Origin of the sequence: Gilvimarinus xylanilyticus, from assembly GCF_024195295.1 — a bacterium.
GTDB classification, from domain to species: domain Bacteria; phylum Pseudomonadota; class Gammaproteobacteria; order Pseudomonadales; family Cellvibrionaceae; genus Gilvimarinus; species Gilvimarinus xylanilyticus.
The window spans coordinates 81,699-106,738 of the sequence record NZ_JAMFTH010000001.1 but is presented as its reverse complement, the minus strand read 5'-3'; the positions used below and the strand labels follow the sequence as shown (position 1 = coordinate 106,738).

General features: G+C 57.3%; 21 protein-coding genes. 13 read left to right on the top strand and 8 right to left on the bottom strand.

What is annotated here, in order from left to right:
• Positions 1-122 precede the first annotated feature (122 nt).
• Together M6D89_RS00445 and M6D89_RS00440 are read left to right on the top strand one after the other, a co-directional pair.
• Complete coding sequence (locus M6D89_RS00445; RefSeq protein WP_253966059.1) at positions 123-1,985, top strand: FG-GAP repeat protein; 1,863 nt, start codon at positions 123-125, stop codon at positions 1,983-1,985.
• 148 nt (positions 1,986-2,133) lie between these two features.
• Positions 2,134-4,194, top strand: coding sequence for an FG-GAP repeat protein (locus M6D89_RS00440; protein ID WP_253966058.1), 2,061 nt, complete (start codon positions 2,134-2,136; stop codon positions 4,192-4,194).
• Positions 4,195-4,273: 79 nt separating this feature from the next.
• Here the strand turns inward: M6D89_RS00440 and M6D89_RS00435 are convergent, their stop codons facing one another.
• On the bottom strand, positions 4,274-4,675 hold the full coding sequence (locus M6D89_RS00435) for an SMI1/KNR4 family protein (RefSeq protein ID WP_253966057.1): 402 nt from the start codon (positions 4,673-4,675) through the stop codon (positions 4,274-4,276).
• Between the two features lie 446 nt (positions 4,676-5,121).
• Positions 5,122-5,439 carry a hypothetical protein gene (locus M6D89_RS00430; RefSeq protein WP_253966056.1) on the bottom strand — a complete coding sequence of 106 codons (318 nt, stop codon included), beginning with the start codon at positions 5,437-5,439 and terminating at the stop codon, positions 5,122-5,124.
• Between the two features lie 4 nt (positions 5,440-5,443).
• Between M6D89_RS00430 and M6D89_RS00425 the strand changes: the two genes are divergently transcribed.
• Positions 5,444-6,523: a CAP domain-containing protein gene (locus tag M6D89_RS00425; protein WP_253966055.1), complete on the top strand. Its 1,080-nt coding sequence runs from the start codon at positions 5,444-5,446 to the stop codon at positions 6,521-6,523.
• A gap of 3 nt (positions 6,524-6,526) precedes the next feature.
• On the opposite strand, the gene M6D89_RS00420 is transcribed toward M6D89_RS00425, so the two are convergent.
• The 4 genes from M6D89_RS00420 to M6D89_RS00405 all read right to left on the bottom strand — a co-directional run bounded on the left by M6D89_RS00420 (position 6,527) and on the right by M6D89_RS00405 (position 11,191).
• The gene (locus tag M6D89_RS00420; protein WP_253966054.1) at positions 6,527-8,884 is read right to left on the bottom strand and encodes a DNA polymerase II; all 2,358 of its coding nucleotides are present in this window, start codon (positions 8,882-8,884) and stop codon (positions 6,527-6,529) included.
• Positions 8,881-9,963: a DUF2333 family protein gene (locus M6D89_RS00415; protein WP_253966053.1), complete on the bottom strand. Its 1,083-nt coding sequence runs from the start codon at positions 9,961-9,963 to the stop codon at positions 8,881-8,883. Before M6D89_RS00415 ends, M6D89_RS00420 begins: the two co-directional genes overlap by 4 nt.
• A gap of 13 nt (positions 9,964-9,976) precedes the next feature.
• Positions 9,977-10,366 (bottom strand): copper chaperone PCu(A)C, encoded by a 390-nt coding sequence (locus tag M6D89_RS00410; protein ID WP_253966052.1) that lies wholly within the window; start codon positions 10,364-10,366, stop codon positions 9,977-9,979.
• 90 nt (positions 10,367-10,456) lie between these two features.
• Positions 10,457-11,191 carry an N-acetylglucosaminyltransferase gene (locus M6D89_RS00405; RefSeq protein ID WP_253966051.1) on the bottom strand — a complete coding sequence of 245 codons (735 nt, stop codon included), beginning with the start codon at positions 11,189-11,191 and terminating at the stop codon, positions 10,457-10,459.
• 290 nt (positions 11,192-11,481) lie between these two features.
• Here M6D89_RS00405 and M6D89_RS00400 point away from each other — a divergent pair, with 290 nt between their 5' ends.
• From M6D89_RS00400 to purD, 10 genes are all read left to right on the top strand, one after another.
• Positions 11,482-13,254, top strand: a complete 1,773-nt coding sequence (locus M6D89_RS00400) for a protein-disulfide reductase DsbD family protein (protein WP_253966050.1) — start codon at positions 11,482-11,484, stop codon at positions 13,252-13,254.
• 290 nt (positions 13,255-13,544) lie between these two features.
• Positions 13,545-13,991 (top strand): type II 3-dehydroquinate dehydratase, encoded by a 447-nt coding sequence (aroQ, locus tag M6D89_RS00395; RefSeq protein WP_253966049.1) that lies wholly within the window; start codon positions 13,545-13,547, stop codon positions 13,989-13,991.
• Positions 13,992-14,033: 42 nt separating this feature from the next.
• Positions 14,034-14,498, top strand: coding sequence for an acetyl-CoA carboxylase biotin carboxyl carrier protein (accB, locus tag M6D89_RS00390; RefSeq protein ID WP_253966048.1), 465 nt, complete (start codon positions 14,034-14,036; stop codon positions 14,496-14,498).
• A 35-nt stretch (positions 14,499-14,533) separates the two neighbouring features.
• Positions 14,534-15,877 (top strand): acetyl-CoA carboxylase biotin carboxylase subunit, encoded by a 1,344-nt coding sequence (accC, locus tag M6D89_RS00385; RefSeq protein ID WP_253966047.1) that lies wholly within the window; start codon positions 14,534-14,536, stop codon positions 15,875-15,877.
• Between the two features lie 52 nt (positions 15,878-15,929).
• On the top strand, positions 15,930-16,811 hold the full coding sequence (prmA, locus tag M6D89_RS00380; RefSeq protein ID WP_253966046.1) for a 50S ribosomal protein L11 methyltransferase: 882 nt from the start codon (positions 15,930-15,932) through the stop codon (positions 16,809-16,811).
• A 90-nt stretch (positions 16,812-16,901) separates the two neighbouring features.
• Positions 16,902-18,251, top strand: a complete 1,350-nt coding sequence (locus tag M6D89_RS00375) for a DUF3426 domain-containing protein (protein ID WP_253966045.1) — start codon at positions 16,902-16,904, stop codon at positions 18,249-18,251.
• Positions 18,252-18,469: 218 nt separating this feature from the next.
• Entirely contained in the window at positions 18,470-19,459 is a 990-nt protein-coding gene (gene dusB, locus M6D89_RS00370; RefSeq protein WP_472924526.1) for a tRNA dihydrouridine synthase DusB, read from the top strand.
• A complete protein-coding gene (fis, locus tag M6D89_RS00365; protein WP_253966044.1) occupies positions 19,456-19,752 on the top strand; it encodes a DNA-binding transcriptional regulator Fis in 297 nt (98 codons plus the stop codon). Before dusB ends, fis begins: the two co-directional genes overlap by 4 nt.
• A gap of 100 nt (positions 19,753-19,852) precedes the next feature.
• Positions 19,853-21,430: a bifunctional phosphoribosylaminoimidazolecarboxamide formyltransferase/IMP cyclohydrolase gene (purH, locus tag M6D89_RS00360; RefSeq protein ID WP_253966043.1), complete on the top strand. Its 1,578-nt coding sequence runs from the start codon at positions 19,853-19,855 to the stop codon at positions 21,428-21,430.
• Between the two features lie 79 nt (positions 21,431-21,509).
• A complete protein-coding gene (purD, locus tag M6D89_RS00355) occupies positions 21,510-22,802 on the top strand; it encodes a phosphoribosylamine--glycine ligase (RefSeq protein ID WP_253966042.1) in 1,293 nt (430 codons plus the stop codon).
• Positions 22,803-22,860: 58 nt separating this feature from the next.
• On the opposite strand, the gene M6D89_RS00350 is transcribed toward purD, so the two are convergent.
• A complete protein-coding gene (locus tag M6D89_RS00350; RefSeq protein WP_253966041.1) occupies positions 22,861-24,447 on the bottom strand; it encodes a mechanosensitive ion channel family protein in 1,587 nt (528 codons plus the stop codon).
• A gap of 3 nt (positions 24,448-24,450) precedes the next feature.
• Entirely contained in the window at positions 24,451-25,005 is a 555-nt protein-coding gene (locus M6D89_RS00345; RefSeq protein ID WP_253966040.1) for a thioredoxin family protein, read from the bottom strand.
• Positions 25,006-25,040: the final 35 nt, after the last annotated feature.

Below are 25,040 nucleotides of genomic sequence, written 5' to 3'. Positions count from 1 at the left end.
GCAACTCTATTAATCCAGAGTTGCCCTTTAACAAATTGCGACATCTTCGCAACGCGTTTACTGGTAAGTTAGAACCTGACACTAAACTTGTCCTTTAGATTTCAGGAAAACAGGGAGCCCCCATGGCAACAATGACCCTTAACCGGTATAAAACCTGGCTGGCAGCCGGGTTAACCCCACTATTATTAGCCGGCTGCGGCAGCGATTCAGACGACGATAACAACGCCGATGTGAACCAGCCGGAGGCGGCCGAGGTCGGCGCTGAAATCAGCACCAAACAATTGCGCCTTAGCTGGCCTGAGGTAAACGGCGCGACTCAGTATAAGATCTACCAGAACACCGACGGCAGCTCGGGTTACGAAAACATCGGTGAAACCGATGAGCTGGCGTTTACTCTGCCTCTGGCCGTGCACCTCACCGATTGGGACGACGCCAGCTTTATGGTGGAAGCCTGCAACCAGGCTGGCTGCACTCCTAGCGAGGATGTCTATGTCGCGGGCGACGCTCTGGGCGCCATCGGTTACCTGAAGACCCCAAACCCGCAGGATAAGGCCGCTTTTGGATTTTCCAGCGCCCTCTCGGCCGACGGTCAAATTTTAGTGGTGGGCAGCCCCCGCTTTGACAACGGCGACCACCAGGATGCGGGCGCTGTTTATTGGTTTAGCGCCACCGAGTCGGGCTGGCACCTGGAGCAGCGAATTGACAACCCGGCGATCGATGGCGGCGCCGAAGACCTGTTTGGTTATGCACTGGCCTTATCCGCCGACGGCCAGTATCTAGCAGTCACCGCGCCTTACGAAGACAGCAGCGCCGAGGGAATCGACGGCGACAGCACAGACAATTCACTAGCCGACTCCGGCGCCGCTTATTTGTTTAGCCGCGACGATAATGGCCTCACCCAGCTGGGTTATTTTAAAGCGTCCAATCCAGATCAACGCGACTACTACGGCGTGCGCGTTGCCCTGACCGACGACGCCAGCCGTATTGCGGTAGGCGCTCCCTATGAGGCCAGTAATGCGGCCGGCGTTAACGGCGACCAGAGCAATAACGAGATCGACTTAGCCGGTGCGGTCTACGTGTACACCCAAGGTGACAATGTCTGGAGCCAAGAGGCCTATATCAAACCCAGCCGCGCGTCACGCAACGACAGCCCCTGCTTTGAGCCAGCCCCACCTGGGATTGTGTGCTACGAATCTTCGCCTTCGCGCTTTGGCTACGGTCTGGATTTTGACGCAGCGGGCGACACTCTAGCTGTGGGCGCACCGGGGGAAAACTCATCCGACGGCCAGATTAACGGCGACCAGGAAGACTTTAAGGCGAAAAGCTCGGGCGCTGTTTATCTGTTGACCCGCACCGGAACCGAGTGGTCGCACAGCACCTATATCAAAGCCAGCAATCCAGGCATTGACGACGAGTTTGGCTACAGCCTGAGCCTCGCGGGAGACGGCAACACCCTGGCTGTCGGCGCTCCTTACGAGGACAGTAAACTGAACGGCACATCGCCACCGCTCACTCCCGAGGATCTGGACAATGACACGGCCTCTGGCGAACAGGATTCGGGCGCGGTCTACGTATTTACCCGCACGCAAGACTCCTGGGTAGCTGATGGCATCATTAAAGCCGAGGTAACCGATGAAGATGATCTGTTTGGCTGGTCAATGGCACTTAATCAGGACGGCAGCCTGCTGGCGGTAGGCGCGCCCCGGGAAGACTCTGAGCTGCGCGGCCTGGGCGGTGAACCCGGCAACAGCAGTGCCCCGGCCGCCGGATCCGTGTATGTATACGAGGCCCAAACGGACGATTGGCAAACGGTCAATTATTTAAAGTCATCCAACACCGATGCCAATGACACCTTCGGACGCACACTGGCACTGTCACATGACGGACAGACCCTGGCAGTAAGTGCCACTGGCGAGGACAGCCGTGACCCCGCCGATCCGACCGACGACACCGGCGACGATACGGGGGCCATCTACCTCTATTAATCGCCCCCCCACCTCCGGGTGGGGAATTATCCTGCCTGCGCGCGGTCTCAAACCGCGCGCTTGGTCCGCTCGAAGCGGGCAAACATTGACACACTTGGTCCAGCCGGACAGAATCCCCCGCTTAGATAAATAATCAGGAAGCTGCTGCATGACTCAATCGCTGTACCCCTTCGTAAAAAGACTCGGTCTGGTTCCCTGTCTGCTCGCCACTTTTGCGCTGACCGCCTGCGGCAGCGACGATGATGACGACAGCACTGCCAGCAGTTCCAGCAGCAGCTCGATCAGCTCGTCATCCAGTACCAGTAGCGCCAGCAGTGCGCCGGCCGAAGCTGCCTGGCCCGACATCAATATCGAGGGGGCGGGCGTCAAAACCCTGCGCGTATATTGGGACGCGGTGCCCGAGGCGGCTTTTTACCGGGTATACAAAGACCCCGATGGCAGCAGTGGCTTCACCCAGTTGGGCGAAGACGTCACGGCGCCGGAAATCTACGACAATGTCAGTGTACACACCCAAGATTGGGCCGAAGCACGCTATATGGTCGAGGCCTGCACGAGCGAGAGTGCTTGCACGAACTCTAACGAGACAACCGCTGTACATGCCATGCTCGACGCGATCGGCTATCTGAAAGCCTCCAACACCGAGACCTACGATTGGTTTGGCTGGAGCTTGGATTTATCCGCCGACGGCAAAACCCTGGCCGTAGGCGCCACTCAAGAAGACTCTATCGCAACCGGCGTGAACGGCGATCAAGACGACAACACCAACTTCGCCACCGGCGCGGTGTATGTGTTTCAGCTAGAGGATTCTGGCTGGGCGCAGCAGGCGTACATTAAAGCCTCTAATACCGAATATCCACGCACCATCGAAGACGATGAGGGCGAGGAGTACGAGTACCTGATTACCGACGATCGCTTTGGTTATGCCGTTAGCCTGTCAAACGACGGTAATACCCTGGCGGTCAGCGCCTTGCGCGAAGACAGCAACGCCCGGGGCATTAACGGCGAACAGGATAACAACAGCGCCAGCGACGCCGGCGCAGTATATATTTTTGAGCGCAGCGAAGGCAGTTGGGCCCAGACCGCGTATGTCAAAGCCTCCAACACCCCGACAGAAGAGAGCACCAGCTCCAGCAGCTCATCCTCATCATCCGCGGCCAGCAGCAGTAGCAGCCAAGACAGCAACACCGCCGGTGACCGCTTCGGTCAGTCTCTGGACTTATCGGGCGACGGCACGACCCTGGTCGTGGGCGCCATTGGTGAAGACAGCTCGGCCACCGGTATAGACGGCGACCAGCAGGACAATAGCCTGAGCCTGGCCGGTGCAGCCTATGTCTTTATCAAAACCGACAGCGGCTGGAGCCAACAGGCCTATGTAAAACCCAGCCAGCACTCCCAGCAAGATCGCTTTGGCTCGGCAGTAGCCCTATCGGCCAGCGGCGACCGCCTGGCGGTAGGTGCCATTGGCGAAGATTGGGCGGCCGTAGGAGTCGACGGCGAAACACCTGAAGAGAACTCGACCGCATTTAATTCGGGGGCCGTCTACATCTTTGCCCGCAGCGCTGGCGAGTGGTCGCAACAAGCCTATCTCAAACCGGCCTATGCGCACTCATTAAGCAATTACCCTGGGGCGGGATTTGGCAATGCCGTCAGCTTTAGTGACGACGGCAATACCCTGGCGGTGGGCGCCTCCGCCGAGGGGTCACTGGCAACCGGAGTCAACGGTGACCCGTCCAACTTCCCCTCGGAAGAAAACCCCGTGGACGGCAGCGGTACCGGAGCGGCCTATATCTTTGAGTTCAGTGGTGACGAGTGGCAACAAAAAGCCTATATCAAAGCGTCTAACCCCAATATCTACGACCGCTTTGGGCAGGCGTTACGTCTTTCGGCCGACGGCTCAATGCTAGCGGTAGGCGCCTATAGGGAAGACGGCGGTGCCGTGGGTATTGACGGCAACCAGGACAGCAACGACATTATCGACGCCGGTGCGATTTATATTTTTCAACGCATCGACAACGCCTGGCAACAAAGTCACTACGTCAAAGGGATAGCGGCCGACAAGCCCGATCGTTTAGGGCAAGCGGTAGCCCTGTCGGAAAACGGTGACACTCTGGCCACCTCGGCCTACCGCGAGGCAGGCAGTGGCACAGGTGTCGACGCCGATCCCAGCGATAACGACAGCGAGGCCGCCGGCGCCGTGCTGCTGTACTAATATCGGCGATCGCTTACAAAAAAGGCCAGCGTTTACGCTGGCCTTTTTTGTATCTGGGTGAGTGAAGAGAAAGCGCAGATTAACTATCCAGCCACACGTCCCGCGCCCACTCCCATACACTCTGCCAGCGCTCATCAGTCAAGTTGCCATCGCGCCAGAACACCACCTCGCCCTCGGGCTCGACACAGTAATAATGACCGTGGGTTTCACACAGCGGCACCAGGTGCCGGGGCACGCCCTGGGCCCAGGCCTGGGAAGCCACTTCGGGCAGATAGGTGTGGCTGTAGGGATCGGCGGCGGTTACAGGCTCCAGGGCGCCACAGATCACATCGCCCACCTCAAGCATAAATTGTCTCATTTCCCGTGGTAAAGGCAGTAAAATCTCCTCTTCCACCACAACCAGGGTGTCGTGATCAGGTAACTCAAGGGGAACAGGGACCGGCAGATTGCGATCTCTAAGCTCTTCGATAACCTCTTCCATCGTTGTATCCATTGTTCTTTGGGCGGCTTAGACTACCGCGCCCCGGCAGGAGGGGCAAGCCTGGGCTGAGAGCCGTCGCCTCGAGCAGACAGACAAGACGGCCGCGCCACTTTTCGGCAGGGCACACACCCATAAAGTAACGCCTGGTTTGCCGGGCGGAAAGTGATGTCATAGTTCTCCATGTGTCACAGCTCACAAATCAATCAATCCCAGTTTCCTCTGGCCTGCCTAAGCGCTATCTTGCCCGCTCGTCTCATATCGGTGTTTAGATAGCCCATGAAAAACCTGTTTATTACTCTGTCCATACTTTCGCTTACCGCTTGTGGAGGCTCGGGCAGCGACGACTCTGCCCCACCCCCAACCAACGCCAGTTCCTCCATGAGCTCATCCACGGGTGCCCAGTCATCCCAACCCCAGGCCAGCGCCTCAAGCGACTCGGTCAGCAGTCACTCCTCGAGCAGCCTACCCGACCGCTCGTCCAGCGCCAGCAGCGAGGTGCCTGGCAGCAGCGCGTCGTCAGACAGCTCAGCTCCCAGCTCGGCGTCCAGCTCAGTGGCGATCAGCTCAAGCTCCACGCCAAGCTCGTCCAGCACAAGCAGCGCCTCCAGCCGCTCGTCGAGCCAGGCATCCAGCGAAAGCTCTGAGTCAAGCTCCAGCGCCAACTCATCCAGCAGTGAGTCGTCGAGTTCATCGTCGACTTCTTCGTCCAGCTCTTCATCCAGCGAATCCTCCAGCAGTAGCTCGGTAGCACTGGGCAGTGTCACCGAGGTGGTCGCCCGCGCCGATAACACCCGCGTAACCCTCAGCTGGGCTGAGGCACCCGGCGCGCAGGGCTACAACCTGTTCTGGGCCAGCGAGCCCTATGTAGACTCGGATAATATTGGCGCCTTTACCGGAGGCGATTGGCGCGAGGGCGTCAGTTCACCGGTCACAATCACTGAGCTGGCGAATGAAACGACCTACTATTTTGTCGTTACAGCCACCCGGGGGGCTGAAGAATCGCCGGACAGTGTAGAGGTATCGGCCACACCGCGCAGCGACGCCGGGCGCCAGCAGCCGACCGCTCAAGAGGTGTTGATGCTGGAATTGATCAACCGCGCGCGCGCTAACCCCGAGGCCGAGGCCGCGCGCTATGGCATTGATCTGAATGAAAGCCTGGCACCCGGCACCATAACCCCCGCCCCCAAACCACCTCTGGCGTTCAATACCCAGCTAATGCACGCCTCGCGCGAACACAGCCAGTGGATGCTAAACACCAACCGTTTCAGCCATACCGGGGCCCTGGGCAGCAGCCCCAGCGACCGCGCTGCCGATGCCGATTATACCGGTGGACTATGTTGCTGGGAAAATATCGCCTGGGCCGGCACATCGGGCGGCAACATCAATCTTAGCGATCGCATCAAATCCCACCACGAGGGGTTGTTTCAATCCTCAGGCCACCGGACAAACATCCTTGAGACCAATGTCCAGGTACTCGGTGTGGGGCAACTGAAAGGCACCATGCAATCGAGCAACGGCCGTCTGTGGCTGGCATCGATGGTGACCGAAATGTTCGCCCGTGAGTCACAGCACTACCTTACCGGGGTTATCTATCAGGACCTCAACGGCAATCAGTTTTACGATGTCGGCGAAGGCATTGGCGGCGCGCAGATCACGGCGGGCGGCGAGAGCATGACCACCCCCGATACGGGCGTCTATGCCCTCCCCCTAAGCGAGGGTACTCACACAGTGACTGTATCGGGTAGTCCAATCCCCACCGAGGTATCACAGTCAATTAGCATCGAAAGTGCCAATCGCAAGCTTGATGTCATTGTCGAGGGTACCGAGGTCAGCGTTAACACCTGGTAGGGACTAAAACAGGGAGATTTGCTGATCGGTGATGGCGGCGAGTGAGTCGCCCAGAAAATACAAAATGGCATCGGCTACCGGTGCCAGCTGGCGCTCGCGGTAGTGCTCGTAATCAATCGCGCTGCGTCTGCCCTCGGCGGGCTCGGCGCCGTTTTGGGTAATGACATAGCTCACCCAGTCGCCTCGCCGACACACGCCCAGCCCCCAATCGCGCTGCTTGCGCGCCGCTTGCACATGGGGGGGAATGTTTTTCTGATATTCATCCAGCCGGCGACGCAAACGTTTGCGATACACCAGCTGATCATCCACCTGAGCGCGCATCAAATCATCGACGCTCGTCAACACAAAATCGCGGTAATCCAGCCCCAAAAATATTCGCCGATAAAGCTCGGTTTGAAACTCGCGTGCCAACGCAGTCCAGTCGGTGCGCACCGACTCCAGGCCCTTAAAAACCAGAGTTTCAGTGTCACCCTTGGTTACCAATCCAGCGTAGCGCTTTTTACTGCCCTCGTCGGAACCGCGCACCGTCGGCATTAAGAATTTGCGGTAGTGAGTTTCAAATTCTATTTCCAGCGAGCTATCGATACCCAGTTCATCCTGCAGTTTTTCCTGCCACCACTGGTTAAGCCCCGCAGCCAGTTGCTGGCCTATACGAGTCGCCTGCTCCCCGCTCAGCGATGCGCTTTCGCCGCGCAACCAGACAAACACCGAGTCGGTATCGCCGTAGATAACCTGCAGCCCTTCGGATTCCAGCCAGCGCTTACTGCTTTGAATAATGTCGTGCCCACGCAGGGTGATAGAGCTGGCCACCCGAGGATCAAAAAAGCGGCAGCCGGTTGACCCCAACACGCCGTAAAACGAGTTCATAATAATTTTAATCGCGTAGGACAGCGGCTGATTTTGTTCGCGCTTGGCCGCATCCCGGGCCTGCCAAAGATTTTCAATCATACCGGGCAAGATGGCACTTTCGCGATCAAACTCGGCGCCGTTAAAACCCGGCACACACTGGGCCGACGGCGCCCGAGCCAAGCTTGCCATCCAAAAGGCGCAGGGGTCGATAAAAAAAGTGCGAATAATACTGGGGTACAGGCTTTTAAAATCCAGCACTAGCACATGCTGATAAATACCGGGCTGCGAATCCATCACATAACCGCCGGGGCTGACAATATCGGTTTTTAGCTCGCCCAGGTTGGGGGCGATAAAACCGGCGCGATGCAAGCGGGGTAAATAACTGTATTCAAAGGCCGCTACCGAGCCACCGATTCTGTCCAATAGCAAACCGGTTAACTGGCTGCGCTCCACCGCAAAGGCCAGCAAATTTTCGCGGGCAAAAATATTCCACACCAGCTCGCAGTCTTTTAAATTGTAGCGAGCCAGAGCGGGCTTATTATCGCGATACAAACGGGTGATATCTTCGCCACGCCCGGCCCCGTGCAGCAGCTTTCCCTCGCCAAGCAATTGCGCAGCGACCTGATCAAGGGCAAAACTTTCAAACTGGTAATTGGCGGCTTTTAATAGCTCAATACCATCGAGCATTACCCGGCCCGGAACACTGATAAAACGGCGCCCGCCCTCGCCCTTTTCTTCACGCCAATAGGGCTTTTGCCCACCGCGTCCCAGGGTCAGCTTTACCCCCAACCGATCCGCGATCCGCTGCAGTACCCACAAATCAAACTGCACCAAATTCCAACCGATTAAACCATCCGGGTTTTCGCTTTCCAGCCAGCTTAGAAAGGCAAGTAAACAATCGCGCTCGCTGGGGCAATACACCAGCCGCGCCGAGTCATCCAGCTTTCGCTGCACCTGCATATCCGCCACCATAAAAACCACTTGAGTGCGGGCCGAGAAAACGCCGATAGAATAAAGCTGGCGCGCATCCATGGTGGTTTCGATATCTACGGAGGCCAAATTTAAGGCGGGACGATAATCACTAGGCTGTAACGGCGGATCGATAAGCGTGGCACCGGGATACTCGCCAAGATTACCAATACGCGCGGCAGCGGTGATAAAACGCTCCATCAAAAAACGTTCCGGGGGGCGAATATCCGCCTCCCAGCAGGCAATGGCGTGGGAGGTTAAACGCTTTTCCGCCTCGCGCGCGAGCGCCACACGCGAGAAGTAGCAGGCCACGACGGGCTTGCCCTCGCGGGTGGTCAAATCCAGCTCGCGGGTGCGCCAACCGCGCAACTCCGCCAGAATATCCCGAGCCTTAGAGAGTTTACTGGCGGCAATAAAAAACACCGCCTCTTGGGCGGTGTGCCTTGTCTGAATCGGGCCATTATCCGTGGCCCACCAATACTCCAGCTCTAACCCGCGGCGCGTATCGCGCCAGTGGCGGGTGAGCAAAAAACCGTCTGTCATCCCTGGGCGAGCAACTCCCGCAAATCGATAATCGCCGCGTTGGCGCGGGAAATATACGAGGCCATCACCAGTGAGTGATTAGCCCACACACCAAAGCCACTGCCATTTAAAATCATGGGGCTGTACACACGGTGCTGCGTTGCCTCGAGCTCGCGGATAATTTGCTGCAAACTCACCAACGCATTTTTTTTGCGCAGGATTTGCTCAAAGTCCTGCTCCACTGCGCGCAACAAATGCAACAGTGCCCAGGCCGAACCGCGCGCCTCAAAATAAATGTCATCAATTTCCAACCATGGGGTTTTTACAAATTGATCACTGGGGGCCGGGGTCGCCTGAGCGGCGGCATTGTCACCGGCCAAATCCGTATTTAACCGGCGCTGGCCCACACTGGCACTTAGGCGTTGCGACAAATTACCCAATCGGGTTTCCACGGTCGCCAACCAGTAGCGCAAATTATCGGCGCGGGCGTAAAACTGGGCATTCTTTTGACCGGGGTCAAGCAGTCGGGCTAAGTAGGCATCTAACCCACTCAGGCCTTTGCGGTATTGTTTTTCGGTGGGGGGAAACAACCAACTATCGGTATTAAAGTTAAAGCTCGATTCGGCCACCGCCAGATCTTCGTCTTCCAGCGACTGGGACTGTGAGCGACTAAACGCTTCGCGCATGGCTTTGCTCATATCGCGTACCTGAATAATCACGCCATACTCCCAGTTAGGCATATTATCCAGCCACACACTGGGCGGCGTGACATCGTTACTTAAGTAACCGCCGGGCTTTTCCAGCAGAGTTTCCACCACCGTCATAAGACTCACGGTAGTCGCGGCGCCTACCACCGGCTGGCGCGAGCGCTCGGCCAATACGGTTTCGGTACGGGCCTGAACATTAAACGTGGCAGGCGTATAGCTCCAGTAAATACCTAAAACGGTTAACAGCAGCAATAGCAGCACAACCGTCAGCAACACCCAAGCCCAGGGCCCGCGGCCCTCACTCTTGGCCTGAAAGGTGTCGCTATCGCCGTCCAGCGCTGTGTCATTTTCGCGTCGGGTTAACTTATGCCAACCCCGTTTGATTCCTTCCATACCGACTCTCCTGTTAGTGGTGATGGTGCTTGTGATCCGGCTCGTCAAAAACGCTCTTGATCGACGCGGTTACCGGCACGGTTTCGCCATCGGCAAAATGCAATATCAACTCGGCGGTATCGCTCGAGCGCAATGAGGTATCCACGTCAAACAGCATGACATGCCAGTCGCCGGGCGCAAAATCAGCGCGGGCGCCGGGGGCCAGGGTAAAAGACGATTGTTTGCGCATTTTCATTATGCCGTTGGCGTTGGTGCTGGCGTGCAGCTCGGTGCGCTGGGCGCAGCCGCAACTGACCCGGTTCAACACAAGCGGCTCGTCACTTGTGCTTTGCAAACGAAAAAAGGCCGCGGTCATGGTCTGTCCGGGCACCGGCAAACGGACATAGGCGTCGCTGACGGTCACAGGCGCCGCCTGAACCACCGAGGCCCACACCGACAAAAGCACAACGCAACTGAAAAACTTTACACACTGACCCATCATCATTTTCTCGGTTTAAGGTGGGGGCAAGAATTCAATTCGCGCCGGCGAACCAATTTTAATATCGCCGCGCAATAAATAGCCTGGCACAGCCTCGCGCATTGTCTGGTATATCCAGCGGCCCTGGGCATCGCTTGCCGCGACAATCAACACCATAATGTCTTGGCTGCGAGCCCGCTGCGCCAGGGTTGCCAACTGTGCTTTGGCCTCAGTACTGCGCGCGGCCAAGGCACTGGTATTCAATCGCACCGAGTCGCTCGATTCGGGCCGCTCGAGCGGCTTATCCATAGCCTCGCGCTGGCGTGCAACCATATCCTGCACCGCCGCATTGTCGGGCAAGACACTGGCGGCGCGGTCTAAATAAATCTCGGCGTCACGAAATCGACTGCGCTGGGCCGCACTGCGTGACATATCCAGGTAACGCAATACAATCGCCTGCAAGCCCAGCTGCGCCTCGCGGTTATCCGACTCTAAAAGCAGCACCGCTTGATAGTGATCATAGGCATTATCGTAGTTGGGGCTCAGCAATCGGTCGCGAGCCAGAGCGCGATCGCCCCGACTCAAACGCCAGGCAATTTTATTGGCTTTGGCTTGCGCGGGGCTTATCTTGGGCTCAGCGGGCTCGGGAGCAGGCTCGGGCGGTGGCGGTTCTACCACCGGTTGCGCGCAACCTACCAACCACAAGGCCGCAAGCACAGCCAAACAGTGGCGCCAATCCAATAACGCAACGCGAGAAAATAGAGTTGCCAAAAGCACAGTTTCCGACCTGGAGATTCATTTTACCCGAGCGATCTTATGATTGCCCCAAGCACCCTTGCTGCCGCGCAGCAAATTGACGTCAGTTTAGCCCCTACCGGGCCGAGTAAAAACCCCTTAGCGCGACCTTAATCGTGCCCAACCAGCCCAGACGACCATCCTCCGGCCCGGGAACCTAAACGGTATTTAGCACTCTTATTCGCCGAACCGGACAACACTCAATTGTAATCATCGCCCGAGAACGCGAAAATAAACCACCTTTTTTACCGCTAGCGATATTTGAAATGCCAAAGTTACTGCGCTTATTTGCCATTATCTTGGGGCTTAGCCTGGCCGCCCTTAATGCTACCGCCGAGCAAAAATCTCTGTTTGCCCCGAGTGCTTCGGGCGAGGCCTCGCCAAGCCAACAACAATCGCTGGGCGCCGATAACAACAACGACCCCGAATTTCTACCGGTGGAAGAAGCCTATATGCTCTCGGCCTGGGTGCGCGACGGCAAGCTTATTCTGCACTGGGACATCGAACCCGGCTACTATCTGTATCGGCAACAATTTTCCCTGCAAACCCTAAGCGGTGAAACCCTAGAGCCCGAATACTCGCCCAGTACCGAAAAATACGACGAGTACTTCGAGAAAAACATGCAGGTGTATTACTCAGGCGCCACCCTGACGCTGTCGATAAGGCCCGAACAAGAGCCCTTCACCCTTAAAATTACCTCGCAAGGCTGCGCCGATGCAGGGCTGTGCTACCCCCCGCGACATGAGTACACTGAGGTTAACCCCGCTGCCGGACAGGTTGATATCATTGCAGAGCCCAGCGGCACGCAAACCATCTCAGCACCCGCGCCGCCGAACAATGGCTGGCTTATACCCGCTCTGGCCTTTGCCCTATTAGGCGGCATTATTCTCAATCTGATGCCTTGCGTTTTCCCGGTTCTATCCATTAAGGTTCTTAGCCTGGCGAGCGCTCACCGCGAACGCCTGCGCCTACATGGCTGGGCCTACACCGCCGGCATTGTGCTCAGCTTTGTCGCCTTTGCCGGCGTACTAATGCTAGCCCGCGCGGGTGGCGAAGCCATCGGCTGGGGGTTTCAGCTGCAGTCGCCACTGCTGATTGCCGCGCTGTGCTATTTGTTTTTGCTGATGGGTCTGGCGCTGTCGGGCCTGCTGAACATTGGCTCGGGCTTTATGGGGCTGGGACAGGGGCTTACTCAAAAGTCTGGACTCTCGGGCTCGTTTTTTACCGGGGTGTTGGCAGCCGTCGTGGCCAGCCCCTGCACCGCGCCTTTTATGGGCGCGGCGCTGGGTTATGCCATGACTCAACCCATCATCTACTCACTGGCTATTTTCGCTGCACTCGGATTCGGCATGGCTCTCCCCCTGCTGGCGCTGTGCTATTTTCCTCGCCTGGTTCACCACCTGCCCCAGCCGGGGCCCTGGATGGATACCCTGAAACAGGCACTCGCCTTTCCGCTCTACCTGACAGCACTGTGGCTGCTATGGGTACTGGGGCGTCAAGCCGGCAGCGACGCGGTGGTAGTGCTGCTTTTGGGGGTTCTCAGCTTTGCCTTTGCCCTGTGGCTTAAAACCCACCAACCGCGCCACAAAGGTGTCCGCACCCTGTTGGCAGTACTGGTGTTGATCGCGGTAATCGCGGCGCTAAGCCTGCCGTTTATCTGGCTTAAGCGCGAGCCCGCCGCCGACAACCGCTGGCAGCCTTATAGCGCCGAGCGCCTGAGCGAGCTACGCGCCGATGGGCGCGGGGTTTTTGTCAACCTGACCGCCGACTGGTGTCTGACCTGCCTGGCCAACGAGCGCATCACCCTGAACACCGACGAGATCGAGGCGGCCTTTGAGCGCTATGATATTGCCACCCTCAAGGGCGACTGGACCAACCATGACCCCGCCATTACCGAGCTGCTGGAGCAATACCAGCGCAGCGGCGTGCCGTTGTATCTTTGGTTTGCGCCGGGAAGCAAAGGCAAGGCCGATGTTTTGCCGCAATTACTGCGCAAACAACACTTACTGGAAGCATTTTCGCAAGATGGGCAACAATAGCCAGAATATTGCCGATTTTAGCCGCACAGTTATGCATTTTTCGCCATTTCCTGCTATCTTGCCATGAACTGGCGAACAAAATGCGCTAAAAAGAGCGCGAAAAATGCGCGAAGCACCTTTTACAGAAAAATGAATAACGCAAAATGCTAGCGAACAGACGTAAACGTGCTGCCATTTTTCAGCAAAACTATAAAAATGACAGTGCAGCGTGGACAGGCGATCTTTTTTGCGGCAAACTTCTGTCCCTGTGACGAAAACCGAACCACAAGCGACAGGCTTAAGGACTCACCATGGCAAACATCTTGGTTTTGCACGGCCCCAACCTCAACTTGTTGGGCACCCGCGAACCAGGCGTCTACGGCGCCACCACCCTGGCGGATATCAACCGTCGACTGGAGAATATTTGCCGCGAGCAAGGCCACCAGCTGAGTCACTTGCAAAGCAACGCCGAGCTCCAGCTGATCGAGCGTATTCATCGGGCCGCAGGCGAAAGCGTTGACTTTATAATCATTAATCCCGCCGCCTTTACTCACACCAGTGTCGCCCTGCGCGATGCCCTGCTGGGGGTAAACATACCGTTTATTGAAGTGCACTTAAGCAATGTCTATAAACGCGAAGCGTTTCGTCACAAATCTTATTTTTCCGATATTGCCGAGGGCGTTATTTGCGGCCTCGGCGCCGAGGGCTACCAGCTGGCACTGCAAGCGGCCTTAAGCCGCTGCGCCGGCCAAGCCTAACACCACTCATAAATACGACACCTGAATTGTAAGAGGGCACACATGGATATTCGCAAAATCAAAAAACTGATCGAACTGCTGGAAGAGTCTGATATCGGCGAACTGGAGATTAAAGAGGGCGAAGAGTCCGTACGCATCAGCCGCAACTCTGGCAATGCCACCATTGCCCCTCAGCCATTCTACGCCCAGGCTCCAGCGCCCGCCCAGGCTCCGGCCGCAGCGCCCGCTGCTGCCAGCGAAGCCGAAGCCCCCAGCGAAGCGCCAGCGCAAACCGGCCACGCGGTTAAATCACCTATGGTTGGCACCTTTTATCGCTCACCCAGCCCGGGCGCGGCGGCGTTTGTCGAAGTCGGTAAACAAGTAAAAGCCGGCGATGTCATCTGCATCGTTGAAGCGATGAAAATGATGAACCAAATCGAAGCGGACAAATCTGGCACCATCGAGGCTGTGCTGGTAGAAGACGGCGAGCCTGTGGAGTTTGATCAGCCCTTGGTAACCATCGTTTAAGCACCCTGTGCCGATAGATATCGAGGAGTTGGTATATGTTTGACAAAATTTTGATCGCCAATCGCGGCGAAATCGCCCTGCGGGTGCTGCGCGCCTGTAAAGAAATGGGCATAAAAACCGTGGCCGTTCACTCACAGATCGACCGCGACTTGAAGCACGTGCGCCTGGCGGACGAGTCCGTGTGCATAGGTCCCAATCCGTCACCGCTTAGCTACCTGAACATTCCCGCCATTATCAGCGCCATGGAAGTGACCGACTCGGTCGCGGTGCACCCGGGCTATGGCTTTTTGGCGGAGAACGCCGACTTTGCCGAACAGGTGCAAAAAAGCGGCTTTACCTTTATTGGCCCCGACCCCGACACCATCCGCATGATGGGCGATAAGGTATCGGCGATTGTGGCCATGAAAAAAGCGGGCGTACCCACAGTACCCGGTTCGGATGGCCCACTGCCGGTGCACGATGCCGATCAGTGTCTGGCGACGGCCGAGCGCATTGGCTACCCCATTATCATCAAGGCCGCCGCCGGTGGTGGTGGACGCGGTATGCGCGTGGTGCACAGCGCCGCCTCATTAATGAGTTCGATCAGTATTACCCAAAACGAAGCCAAATCGGCGTTTGGGGACGATACGGTTTACATGGAAAAATTCCTGCAAAATCCGCGTCACGTAGAGATTCAGGTACTTTCCGACGGCCAGGGCAACGCCATTCATCTGGGCGATCGCGACTGTTCGCTGCAGCGTCGCCACCAGAAAGTATTGGAAGAGGCACCGGCACCGGGTATTCCCGACGATGTGCGTGAATCCACCGCCGCCGCCTGCGTCAAAGCCTGTATCGAAATGAAGTACAAAGGCGCCGGCACCTTCGAGTTCCTTTACGAAGACGGTCGCTTCTACTTTATCGAGATGAACACCCGGGTTCAGGTTGAGCACCCGGTGACCGAAATGGTGACCGGCGTGGATATTATTAAAGAGCAAATCCGCGTCTGCTCGGGCGAAAAGCTGTCCATCAAGCAAGAGGATGTAGTGATTCGCGGACACGCCTTCGAGTGCCGTATCAACGCCGAAGATCCGGACACCTTTATGCCCTGCCCCGGCAAGATTAAAAACTATCACGCCCCCGGCGGTCTGGGTGTGCGAGTGGACTCGCACCTGTACAGCGGCTACTCGGTACCGCCCAACTACGACTCAATGATCGCCAAAATCATTACCCTGGCGGACACCCGCACCGAAGCGCTGGATCGTATGCGCAACGCCCTCGAAGAAACCATTATCGACGGCATTCGCACCAATATCCCGCTGCAAAAGCGCCTGGTGCGCGACTCGGCCTTCCGCGAAGGCGGCGTCAACATTCACTATCTGGAGAAAAAGCTCGAGGGCTAACCCCTGTAAGGCGCCGCCCGCCCTGCGGCGGCGCCCGAGCTCAAGCCCTACTATGCCCTGGCTGCAATTAAAACTGACCACCTCTCGCAAACAGACCGAAGCGCTGGAAGACGCAATGCTGGATAACGGCGCCTGCTCGGTCACCCTGGAAGACAACGCTGACCAACCCATTCTCGAACCGGGACTGGGTGAAACACCCCTGTGGGATGAGGTAAAGCTCACCGGCCTGTTCGAGGCGGAGATTGACACCCGCGCCACCACCCAGGCCATAGCGCAAAGCTATGCCGCGCCCCTGCCCAGCCACGCCTGGGAACAACTGGAAGACAAAGACTGGGAGCGCGAGTGGATGGCCAACTACCACCCCATTCGCTGCGGCGAGCGCTTATGGATTTGCCCCAGCTGGTGCGAACCACCGGAGCCCGACAAGGTTAATATTTTGCTGGACCCGGGCCTGGCCTTTGGCACCGGCACTCATCCCACCACCTTTTTGTGTATGCAGTGGCTGGACCAGCAGGATGTAGCCTCAGCCGAGGTTATTGACTACGGCTGCGGCTCAGGCATTTTGGGCATTGCCGCGCTCAAGCTGGGCGCTAAACACGCCGTGGGCGTCGACATTGACCCTCAGGCCTTGATAGCCACCGCAGATAACGCCGCACGCAACCACCTGGCCGACAACGCCATGCCGGTGTTCTTACCCGGCGACGCCCCCACCCAGGCGGCGGATATTGTACTAGCCAACATTCTCGCGGGCCCTCTGGCCGAACTGGCGCCCGCCCTGACCGAGCTAACCCGCCCCGGCGGCCGCCTATGCTTATCGGGCATTCTCGCCACCCAGGCCCAGGCTGTCATGGACGCCTACCGCGAGCACTTTGATTTTGACCCCATCGCCCAAAAAGACGAATGGGTTCGTATCACTGGGCGCAAAGTTCGCTAAAATGGCGCACATTTACCACAAGCCAGTTTCTCGCTACACTCAGCGATCCCACATCTGTGCGCCCAGGCGTTAATAAGGACAGACTAATCCATGGCGAATATGGTGACCCGCTGCCCCCAGTGCAAAACCTCTTTTCGTATCACTCCGACCCAGATACAAAAAGCCAAGGGCGCCGTGCGCTGTGGATCCTGCCTGCATATTTTCGACGCCGAAAAGCATTTAGTGGAAGGGGCACGAGCCAAACCCGCTAAACCCAAGACCCCGGCCGCAAAACCCCAAGCGGCCCCCGCGCCAGTCAAACCGGCGCCCCCCGAGCCCACTCAGACAAGCTTAGCCATTGACGCCGAGCCACCACAAGACAGCCCGGACAAAGACACCTCCGCTAAGGAGTCAAGCGGGAAGCTCCAGTTTGATCAGGCACAAATTGATCAAGAGAGCGAACTGGATGACGACATCCTCATCAGCGACCATATGGACAGCGACACAGACGAGGCGGATACATCGCTTTTTAGTCGCGACTTCCCCGAGCATTCGCTGTTTGAACGCGCGCCCGCCCGCCGCCAAGAAGAATTTGTCGACGACAGCGACGAATCCTGGGCCGAAAACTTACTGGATGAAGACCAAGACCCCTCGCCGGTGACTCACTACGACGATCCGTTGAGTATTATTCACGAGCCCGAAGCAGACCAGATCGAGCCTTCTGAAGCGGACGTCTCAACCCCCTTTGACGACGAGCTGGCCAATCAGACGCCGCCAGAAAGCGCCCCCGGCGACATTACCCTTCCCGAACCCGATGAGCAGCCGACGGCGCCCACCTTTAGCTTTGCCGATAGCGAGCCGGAACCCGACGACAGTGAGGAAGGCTTTTATAAAGAAGAGAGAATGCACGCCTACGACTCCGAGCGCAGCGCATTGTTGATGGGCATAGACCCAGTGCCGGTGGAGATGACCGGTGCCGGCAGTGGCCAATGGCGCTCGCGAGCGCTGTGGAGCGGCCTGAGTCTGCTGGCCCTCGTGCTACTGGTGGTGCAAATTGCCTGGCTGCAATTCGATCGTTTAAGCCGCAGCCAACCCTACCGCGATTACTATCAAAGTGCGTGTAACCTACTGGGTTGCGAACTGCCCGCGATGGCCGATAAATCCAAGATTCGCGCCTACAACTTGGTGGTCCGCAATCACCCCGAGCAAAGTAATGCCCTGGTGGTGGACGCCATTATCGTTAATAACGCCGCCTTTTCGCAGACTTTCCCCCAACTGCAGCTGACATTTACCGACACCCGGGACAAGGTCGTCGCCAGCCGCCAGTTCACCCCCGCTGAATATTTGCGCGGTGAGTTAGCCGGCAGCCAAACCATGCCGCGCAAACAACCTGTTCACCTGTCGCTGGAGCTGGCTGACCCAGGCCCCAGCGCGGTCAACTACCGCCTGGAAATACGCTGAGCCAACACCCGCTCACCGGCCAGACCTCGCCCTCTGCGGTAGGGATAAAGACACACAAAGTCAAGGGCAAAAACGGCTAAAAAAAAGCCAATCTGGGTAAAATCTGCGTTCCCAAGTGGATAACAAAAAGGTATCATAGCCACCCTTTTTTCGGCGGCACCTGTCGCCCGAAAACCCGTGCAGCGCAAAGTGACTGAAACCCTAGCAGGTCGTTGACAGTGATCCAGATAGGCCCCTATCACATCGACTCGAAGGTCATATTGGCCCCCATGGCCGGTGTAACCGACCGACCGTTTCGTCAACTGTGCCGCGCGCAAGGTGCCGGACTGGTAGTTTCAGAAATGGTGACCTCCGACAGCAGCTTATGGCACAGCCGCAAAAGCCGCCAACGGCTCGATCACCGCGGAGAAGCCGGTCCGATATCCGTGCAAATAGCGGGCGGAGATCCGCAAATGATGGCCGACGCCGCCCGACTGAACGTCGATAACGGCGCCGAAATCATCGACATTAATATGGGCTGTCCGGCCAAAAAAGTGTGCAAGAAAGCGGCGGGATCGGCGCTTTTACAAGACGAAGTTCTGGTGGGCGATATTCTCGCGGCGGTCACCGCTGCCGTGGATGTTCCGGTCACCTTAAAAATACGCACTGGCTGGAGCCCCGAGCGGCGCAATGCCCTTAACATTGCCCGCATTGCCGAGGACTGCGGTATTGCCGCGCTGGCAATTCACGGTCGCACCCGCGCCTGCCGTTTTAACGGTACCGCCGAGTACGACACGATTGCCGATGTGGTACGCCAAAGTAACCTACCGGTATTTTGCAATGGCGATATCGACAGCGCCGAAAAAGCGCGCCAGGTACTCGACCACACAGGCGCCCAGGCCGTCATGATTGGACGGGCAGCCCAGGGGCGCCCCTGGATTTTCCGGCAGATCGATCATTATCTGCGCACAGGCCGACACCTGCCGGAACCACCCCTGAGTCAAATCAGGGACATACTTTGCACCCACCTGGGTGAACTGGCCGAATTTTACGGCCCCGTTATGGGCCCGCGCATCGCGCGCAAACACCTGGGCTGGTACTTACAGACCATGCCCGACAGCAAGCCGTTTCGCGCCAGCTTCAACCGGCTGGAAACGACCATAGATCAACATGCCAGCGTTCGGGATTACTTCGAACCGCTGATAGAAAGAGAGGAAAAAGCGGCATGAATTCAGCAGAAACTTTTATCACCGATGCACCTATCGCCCCCCAGGAAACCGTGGCCGAACCTCAGGGCCAGTCGCTGCGCGGCAGCGTAGAGCAAGCCATGGAGAACTACTTCCAACACTTAGACGGGCAATCGGTAAGCAATGTTTACGAAATGGTGCTGGCCGAGGTGGAAGCGCCTCTGCTTGAGGTGGTACTAAAATACACTCGCCACAACCAAACCCGCGCCGCTCAGGTTTTGGGACTGAACCGTGGCACTTTGCGCAAAAAGCTTAAGCAGTACGGCTTGCTCTAAGCGCTAGAAGGACGCTTGGCGTCTACGCTTTTCAGGGTGGTGTTAACCACCCTTTTTATTTCTACTGTCTGTCAACATGCTACTGGGAAACCGAAACCACATGAGCAATGTCACCGACCTGGCACCGGTTAAGCGCGCGCTGATCAGCGTGTCGGACAAAACCGGAATTGTCGAATTTGCCACCGCACTGCACCAAATGGGTGTAGAAATCCTCTCAACCGGCGGCACCTACCGTCTACTTAAAGAAAACCAGATTCCCGCGGTGGAAGTATCGGACTACACCGGCTTCCCCGAGATGATGGACGGCCGGGTAAAAACCCTGCACCCCAAAGTACACGGCGGCATTCTCGCCCGCCGCGGTCAGGACGACGCGGTGATGAGCGAGCACGGCATTGGCACCATCGACATGGTGGTGGTTAACCTCTACCCCTTTGAAAACACCGTTGCCAACCCGGACTGCTCGCTGGAAGATGCCATCGAGAACATCGATATCGGCGGCCCCACCATGGTTCGCGCCTCGGCCAAGAACCACGCCTGGGTCAATATTGTGGTGAATGCCAGCGACTATGAAAAAGTCCTGGCCGAGCTGAAAGCCAACGGCGGCAGCACCACCTACAAAACCCGTTTCGATCTGGCCATTAAAGCCTACGAGCACACCGCCGCTTACGACGGCGCCATTGCCAATTACTTTGGCCGCAAGGTCGAGGGTGGCAACGAAGACTTCCCGCGCACCTTTAACAGCCAATTCTACCAGGTGCAGACCCTGCGCTACGGCGAAAACTCGCACCAGAAAAGCGCTTTCTACGTGGAGAAAAACCCGGCTGCCGGCACTATTGCCACCGCCAAGCAGCTGCAGGGCAAAGAGCTGTCCTACAACAACATTGCCGACACTGACGCCGCTCTGGAAACCGTTAAACTGTTTGACGCCCCCACTTGTGTGATCGTCAAGCACGCCAACCCCTGCGGCGTAGCCTCGGCCGACAATCTGCTGAGCGCCTACGAGCGCGCCTTTGCCACCGACCCGGAATCCGCGTTTGGCGGCATTATCGCCTTTAACCGTCCGCTGGATGCCGCCACCGCCCAGGCAATTGTGGCCAAACAGTTTGTCGAGGTAATCATTGCGCCCAGCATCGCAGCCGACGCCGTAGAAGCGGTTAGCGCCAAGAAAAATGTTCGCCTGCTCGAGTGCGGCGAATGGAGCACCGGCGGCGCCGAATTTGATTACAAACGCGTCTCGGGCGGCCTGTTGGTGCAAGACCGCGACAATGGCACCGTGGGTGAGTCAGACCTGAAAGTGGTCACCAAACAAGTGCCTTCTGAGGCGCAGATGCGCGATCTGCTGTTCACCTGGAAAGTCGCCAAAATGGTGAAATCCAACGCCATTGTCTATGGTAAAGACGGCGCCACCGTAGGCGTAGGCGCGGGCCAGATGAGCCGCGTTAACTCCGCGCGCATCGCCGGCATTAAATCCGAGCACGCGGGCCTGGAAGTGCCCGGCTCGGTCATGGCCTCCGACGCCTTCTTCCCCTTCCGCGACGGCATTGATAACGCCGCCGCTGCAGGTATTGCGGCCGTCATTCAGCCCGGCGGCTCCATGCGCGACGACGAAGTCATCGCCGCCGCCGACGAAGCGGGCATTGCCATGGTATTTACCGGAATGCGGCATTTTAGGCACTAAGACGAATGCTCGTCGGACGTCCGACGTCTGACGTCCGACGAGCCATAAACATTCAACACCCACAGAATCAAAAGCCCTTATGAACATCCTAATCATCGGCGGCGGTGGCCGCGAGCACGCGCTGGCCTGGAAGGCCGCGCAAAGTAAAAAAGTCGATACGGTGTTTCTGGCACCGGGTAATGCGGGTACGGCGCTGGACGACAAGCTTAAAAATGTTGATATCGGCGTAAGCGACTTTGCCCAATTGGTGGAGTTTGCCAAGGCCGAGCAAGTGGAATTGACCATTGTGGGACCCGAAGTGCCACTGGTTGAAGGTGTGGTGGATTACTTTGCCGATCACGGGCTTAAGTGCTTTGGCCCCAGCAAGGGTGCGGCGCAACTGGAAGGCTCCAAGTCGTTTACCAAAGACTTTTTGGCCCGCCACAACATTCCCACCGCCGACTATCAAAAATTTACCGAAGTCGAACCCGCCCTCGCCTACTTGCGTGAAAAAGGCGCCCCCATTGTGGTAAAAGCCGACGGCCTGGCCGCCGGTAAAGGGGTGATTGTGGCCGAAACTCTGGAAGTGGCCGAAGAAGCAGTGCGCGACATGCTGTCGGGCAACGCCTTTGGCGACGCCGGCTGTCGTGTGGTCATCGAAGAGTTTCTGACCGGCGAAGAAGCCAGCTTTATCGTGATGGTGGATGGCGAGAATATTCTGCCTATGGCCACGAGCCAGGATCACAAGCGCGCCGGCGACGGTGATACCGGCCTCAACACCGGCGGCATGGGTGCCTACTCCCCCGCCCCGGTGGTAACCGCTAATGTGCACCAGCGTATTATGGACGAAGTGATTAAGCCCACCGTTGAAGGCATGGCCGCCGAGGGCAACCGCTACACAGGCTTTCTCTACGCGGGCTTAATGATCAATGAGCAGGGCGCGCCCAAGGTTATCGAGTACAACTGCCGCTTTGGTGACCCCGAAACTCAGCCCATTATGCTGCGTTTAGAATCCGACTTGGTAGAACTGTGTCTGGCCGCCACCCGCGGTGAGCTGGATCAGGTCACGGCCCAGTGGGATTCGCGCGCGAGTGTAGGCGTGGTACTGGCCGCCGGCGGTTACCCCGGCAGCTACAACAAGGGCGATGTAATCTCGGGCTTGCCGGAAACCGAGACTCCCGGCGAGAAAATATTCCACGCCGGCACCGCCGATAAAGACGGCCAGGTGGTCACCAACGGTGGGCGGGTGCTGTGCGCCACGGCCCTGGGCGATACCGTCAGCGAGGCGCAAGAGCGCGCCTACAAGCTGGCCGACCAGGTGAGCTGGAAAGACGTTTATCTGCGCCGCGATATTGCCTACCGCGCGATTGCGCGGGAACAAAACAAAAGCTAAGCACTAAAAAAACCCGCTACGGCGGGTTTTTTATTGGCACCTTAAAAGCGCTGGAAATTTAACCGCTACTGTTTTCGGGATACCAGTGCGCCAGAGGAATCTGAAGCTGCTCCAACACTTCCAGCATTTGCAGGTTTAGCTCCTCGGCTATGGGCAGAAACTCGTTAAAATCGGCGGTGCTGATATAGGCGTTTGCCTGCAGCACAAACCCCTCGCGGGCAATGGTTTCGAATCTGACCCGCCGCGATAATTCCAGCACCCTGGGGTGCGCCTCTAACACCTCGTTCATACGCTCAATGGCCTGTTGTAAACGAGGGCGCTCCACCGCTAAGGATACATAAAAGGTCTGGCGATACAGGCGCTGATCAATCTGCGAATAATTTTCCAGCACCTGCGCCGAGAAGAGCGAATTGGGCACGTTTACTAAAGTGCGATCTAACTTGCGCAAGGTAGTGGAGCGCAAACCAATTTCCTCTACCACCCCCAGCACGTCGCCAAAGCAACAAAAATCGCCGGGCTTTATCGGCCGCGCAATGAATAGGGTAAAGGCCCCAAAGACGTTCTCTAACGTTTTCTGCGCGGCCAGGGCAACCGCCAGCGAACCAATCCCCAGGCCGGTTAGCACCGTGGCCATATTGTAGCCGGCGCGCTCCAACCATAAGAGCACCGCAAGGACAATAACAACGACTTTGATAATGGTGACGAAGGGCGTCACAAAGCCTGGGGCGTAATCGCCATCGCGAGCCATGGCACGGGAAATATAGACAGCGCGACCGAACTCAACCAAGCCCAACACCAAAAAGAGCCCCGCCAGGTAAGAGAGAAATCCCGTGTCGAAGATAACCCGAGCTTTGAGCGGTAGGCCCAGCTGAAAAACGCCCCAGTTTATAAAGACAAAAAACAAAAAGCGCCGCAGTGGTCGCTCGATCAGCCGCTGCATGGTTTCGCCATAGACAGGGCTACGGCTGATTACTTTTAGCAGTATCCATTTGATAAGGCCGGTCCCCAGCCAACCGACCACAACCAATAAAACCAGCGCCACAACCTGCCAGTTGTGCATATGAAAAAGTCTAAACTCGGGCAACCAGCGCTCTAGCTGCTCTAGCTGAGGGGGATAACCAAACTGCTCCCACATCGCGGGAATCTGGGCAATGGTGGCGTTGGAGAGTTTCCAGACTTGCCTGCCGTCTTCTGTGGGTACTCGCTGCAGGTAGATATCAAAACTATCCGAACCGTAATCTAAACTGCCCAGCGAGTCGCGATAACGCGGCAAACCGTCGTCCTGATTACCCGTTTCGTCGTCGCTTACACTGGTTAAATCCAGTATCTGATACTGCTCCCAGGCCAGGCTCAGCTTGCGCATCAGCGCCTCTTTACCCTCGGCCAGAACATCTTCCGATAGATAGCGGAAATCCGCGTATTCCGCCATCTTAGCCCAATCCTGACGAGTACCCGCCTCGCGCAGCAACAACACTGTGCCCAGCGGGGTCGCCATAGGTTCCTCGCGCTCCATGTGCGCGGCGGCCTCTTCAGCGGCTAGGCTAGATTCAAATATTTCTTTAGCGGTGGGCTCCTGCGCCTGCACCACAGGCGCGAGCAGCAAGAGACACAGAATACAAAAGCGCAATCCTTGTCGGGGGGTCAAGGCTTATTCCTTCCATTTAATATTACACCCTAGGCTGGGGCGTTGCGCAGGGGCGACACTGTCGCCGGCGGCCAGGGCGCGGGCGGCGGCCAGTAAATCGGCGCCGTCTACGGGCTCGTCATTGCCCGGGCGGGCATTGTCCATTTGGCCTCGGTACACCAGTTTGCCGTCGCCATCGAAGAGGTAAAAATCGGGGGTGCAGGCGGCGTCAAAGGCGCGGGCAACATCCTGAGATTCGTCGTAAAGGTAGGGAAAAGGGAAATTGTGATTGGCGGCAAAGGCCACCATTTTTTCCGGCGAGTCGTCGGGGTATTTCTCGACATCGTTGGCGCTGATGGCGACCGAACCGACCCCCAATTTAGACAACTCTAACGCCATGGGAGCCAGATAATCGGCTATATGTAATACAAAGGGGCAGTGGTTACAGATAAACATCACCAGCAGCCCGTTTTCTTTTAAATTGTTGTGAATATCGTAGCTATCACCGGCGCCATCGGGCAGAGTTACTTGCGGTAAATCTGTGCCCAAAGGCAGCATGTTGGACGGTGTGCGAGCCATAATTCCTCCTTAGAGATTCCCTAAATATTATGACC

Coding starts and splice junctions, on each gene's coding strand:
- M6D89_RS00415 (WP_253966053.1), bottom strand. CDS start 9,963: ATGGAAGGAATCAAACGGGGTTGGCATAAGTTAACCCGACGCGAAAAT.
- purD (WP_253966042.1), top strand. CDS start 21,510: ATGAACATCCTAATCATCGGCGGCGGTGGCCGCGAGCACGCGCTGGCC.
- purH (WP_253966043.1), top strand. CDS start 19,853: ATGAGCAATGTCACCGACCTGGCACCGGTTAAGCGCGCGCTGATCAGC.
- M6D89_RS00435 (WP_253966057.1), bottom strand. CDS start 4,675: ATGGAAGAGGTTATCGAAGAGCTTAGAGATCGCAATCTGCCGGTCCCT.
- prmA (WP_253966046.1), top strand. CDS start 15,930: ATGCCCTGGCTGCAATTAAAACTGACCACCTCTCGCAAACAGACCGAA.
- M6D89_RS00420 (WP_253966054.1), bottom strand. CDS start 8,884: ATGACAGACGGTTTTTTGCTCACCCGCCACTGGCGCGATACGCGCCGC.
- M6D89_RS00440 (WP_253966058.1), top strand. CDS start 2,134: ATGACTCAATCGCTGTACCCCTTCGTAAAAAGACTCGGTCTGGTTCCC.
- fis (WP_253966044.1), top strand. CDS start 19,456: ATGAATTCAGCAGAAACTTTTATCACCGATGCACCTATCGCCCCCCAG.
- aroQ (WP_253966049.1), top strand. CDS start 13,545: ATGGCAAACATCTTGGTTTTGCACGGCCCCAACCTCAACTTGTTGGGC.
- M6D89_RS00400 (WP_253966050.1), top strand. CDS start 11,482: ATGCCAAAGTTACTGCGCTTATTTGCCATTATCTTGGGGCTTAGCCTG.
- M6D89_RS00345 (WP_253966040.1), bottom strand. CDS start 25,005: ATGGCTCGCACACCGTCCAACATGCTGCCTTTGGGCACAGATTTACCG.
- accB (WP_253966048.1), top strand. CDS start 14,034: ATGGATATTCGCAAAATCAAAAAACTGATCGAACTGCTGGAAGAGTCT.
- M6D89_RS00375 (WP_253966045.1), top strand. CDS start 16,902: ATGGCGAATATGGTGACCCGCTGCCCCCAGTGCAAAACCTCTTTTCGT.
- accC (WP_253966047.1), top strand. CDS start 14,534: ATGTTTGACAAAATTTTGATCGCCAATCGCGGCGAAATCGCCCTGCGG.
- M6D89_RS00445 (WP_253966059.1), top strand. CDS start 123: ATGGCAACAATGACCCTTAACCGGTATAAAACCTGGCTGGCAGCCGGG.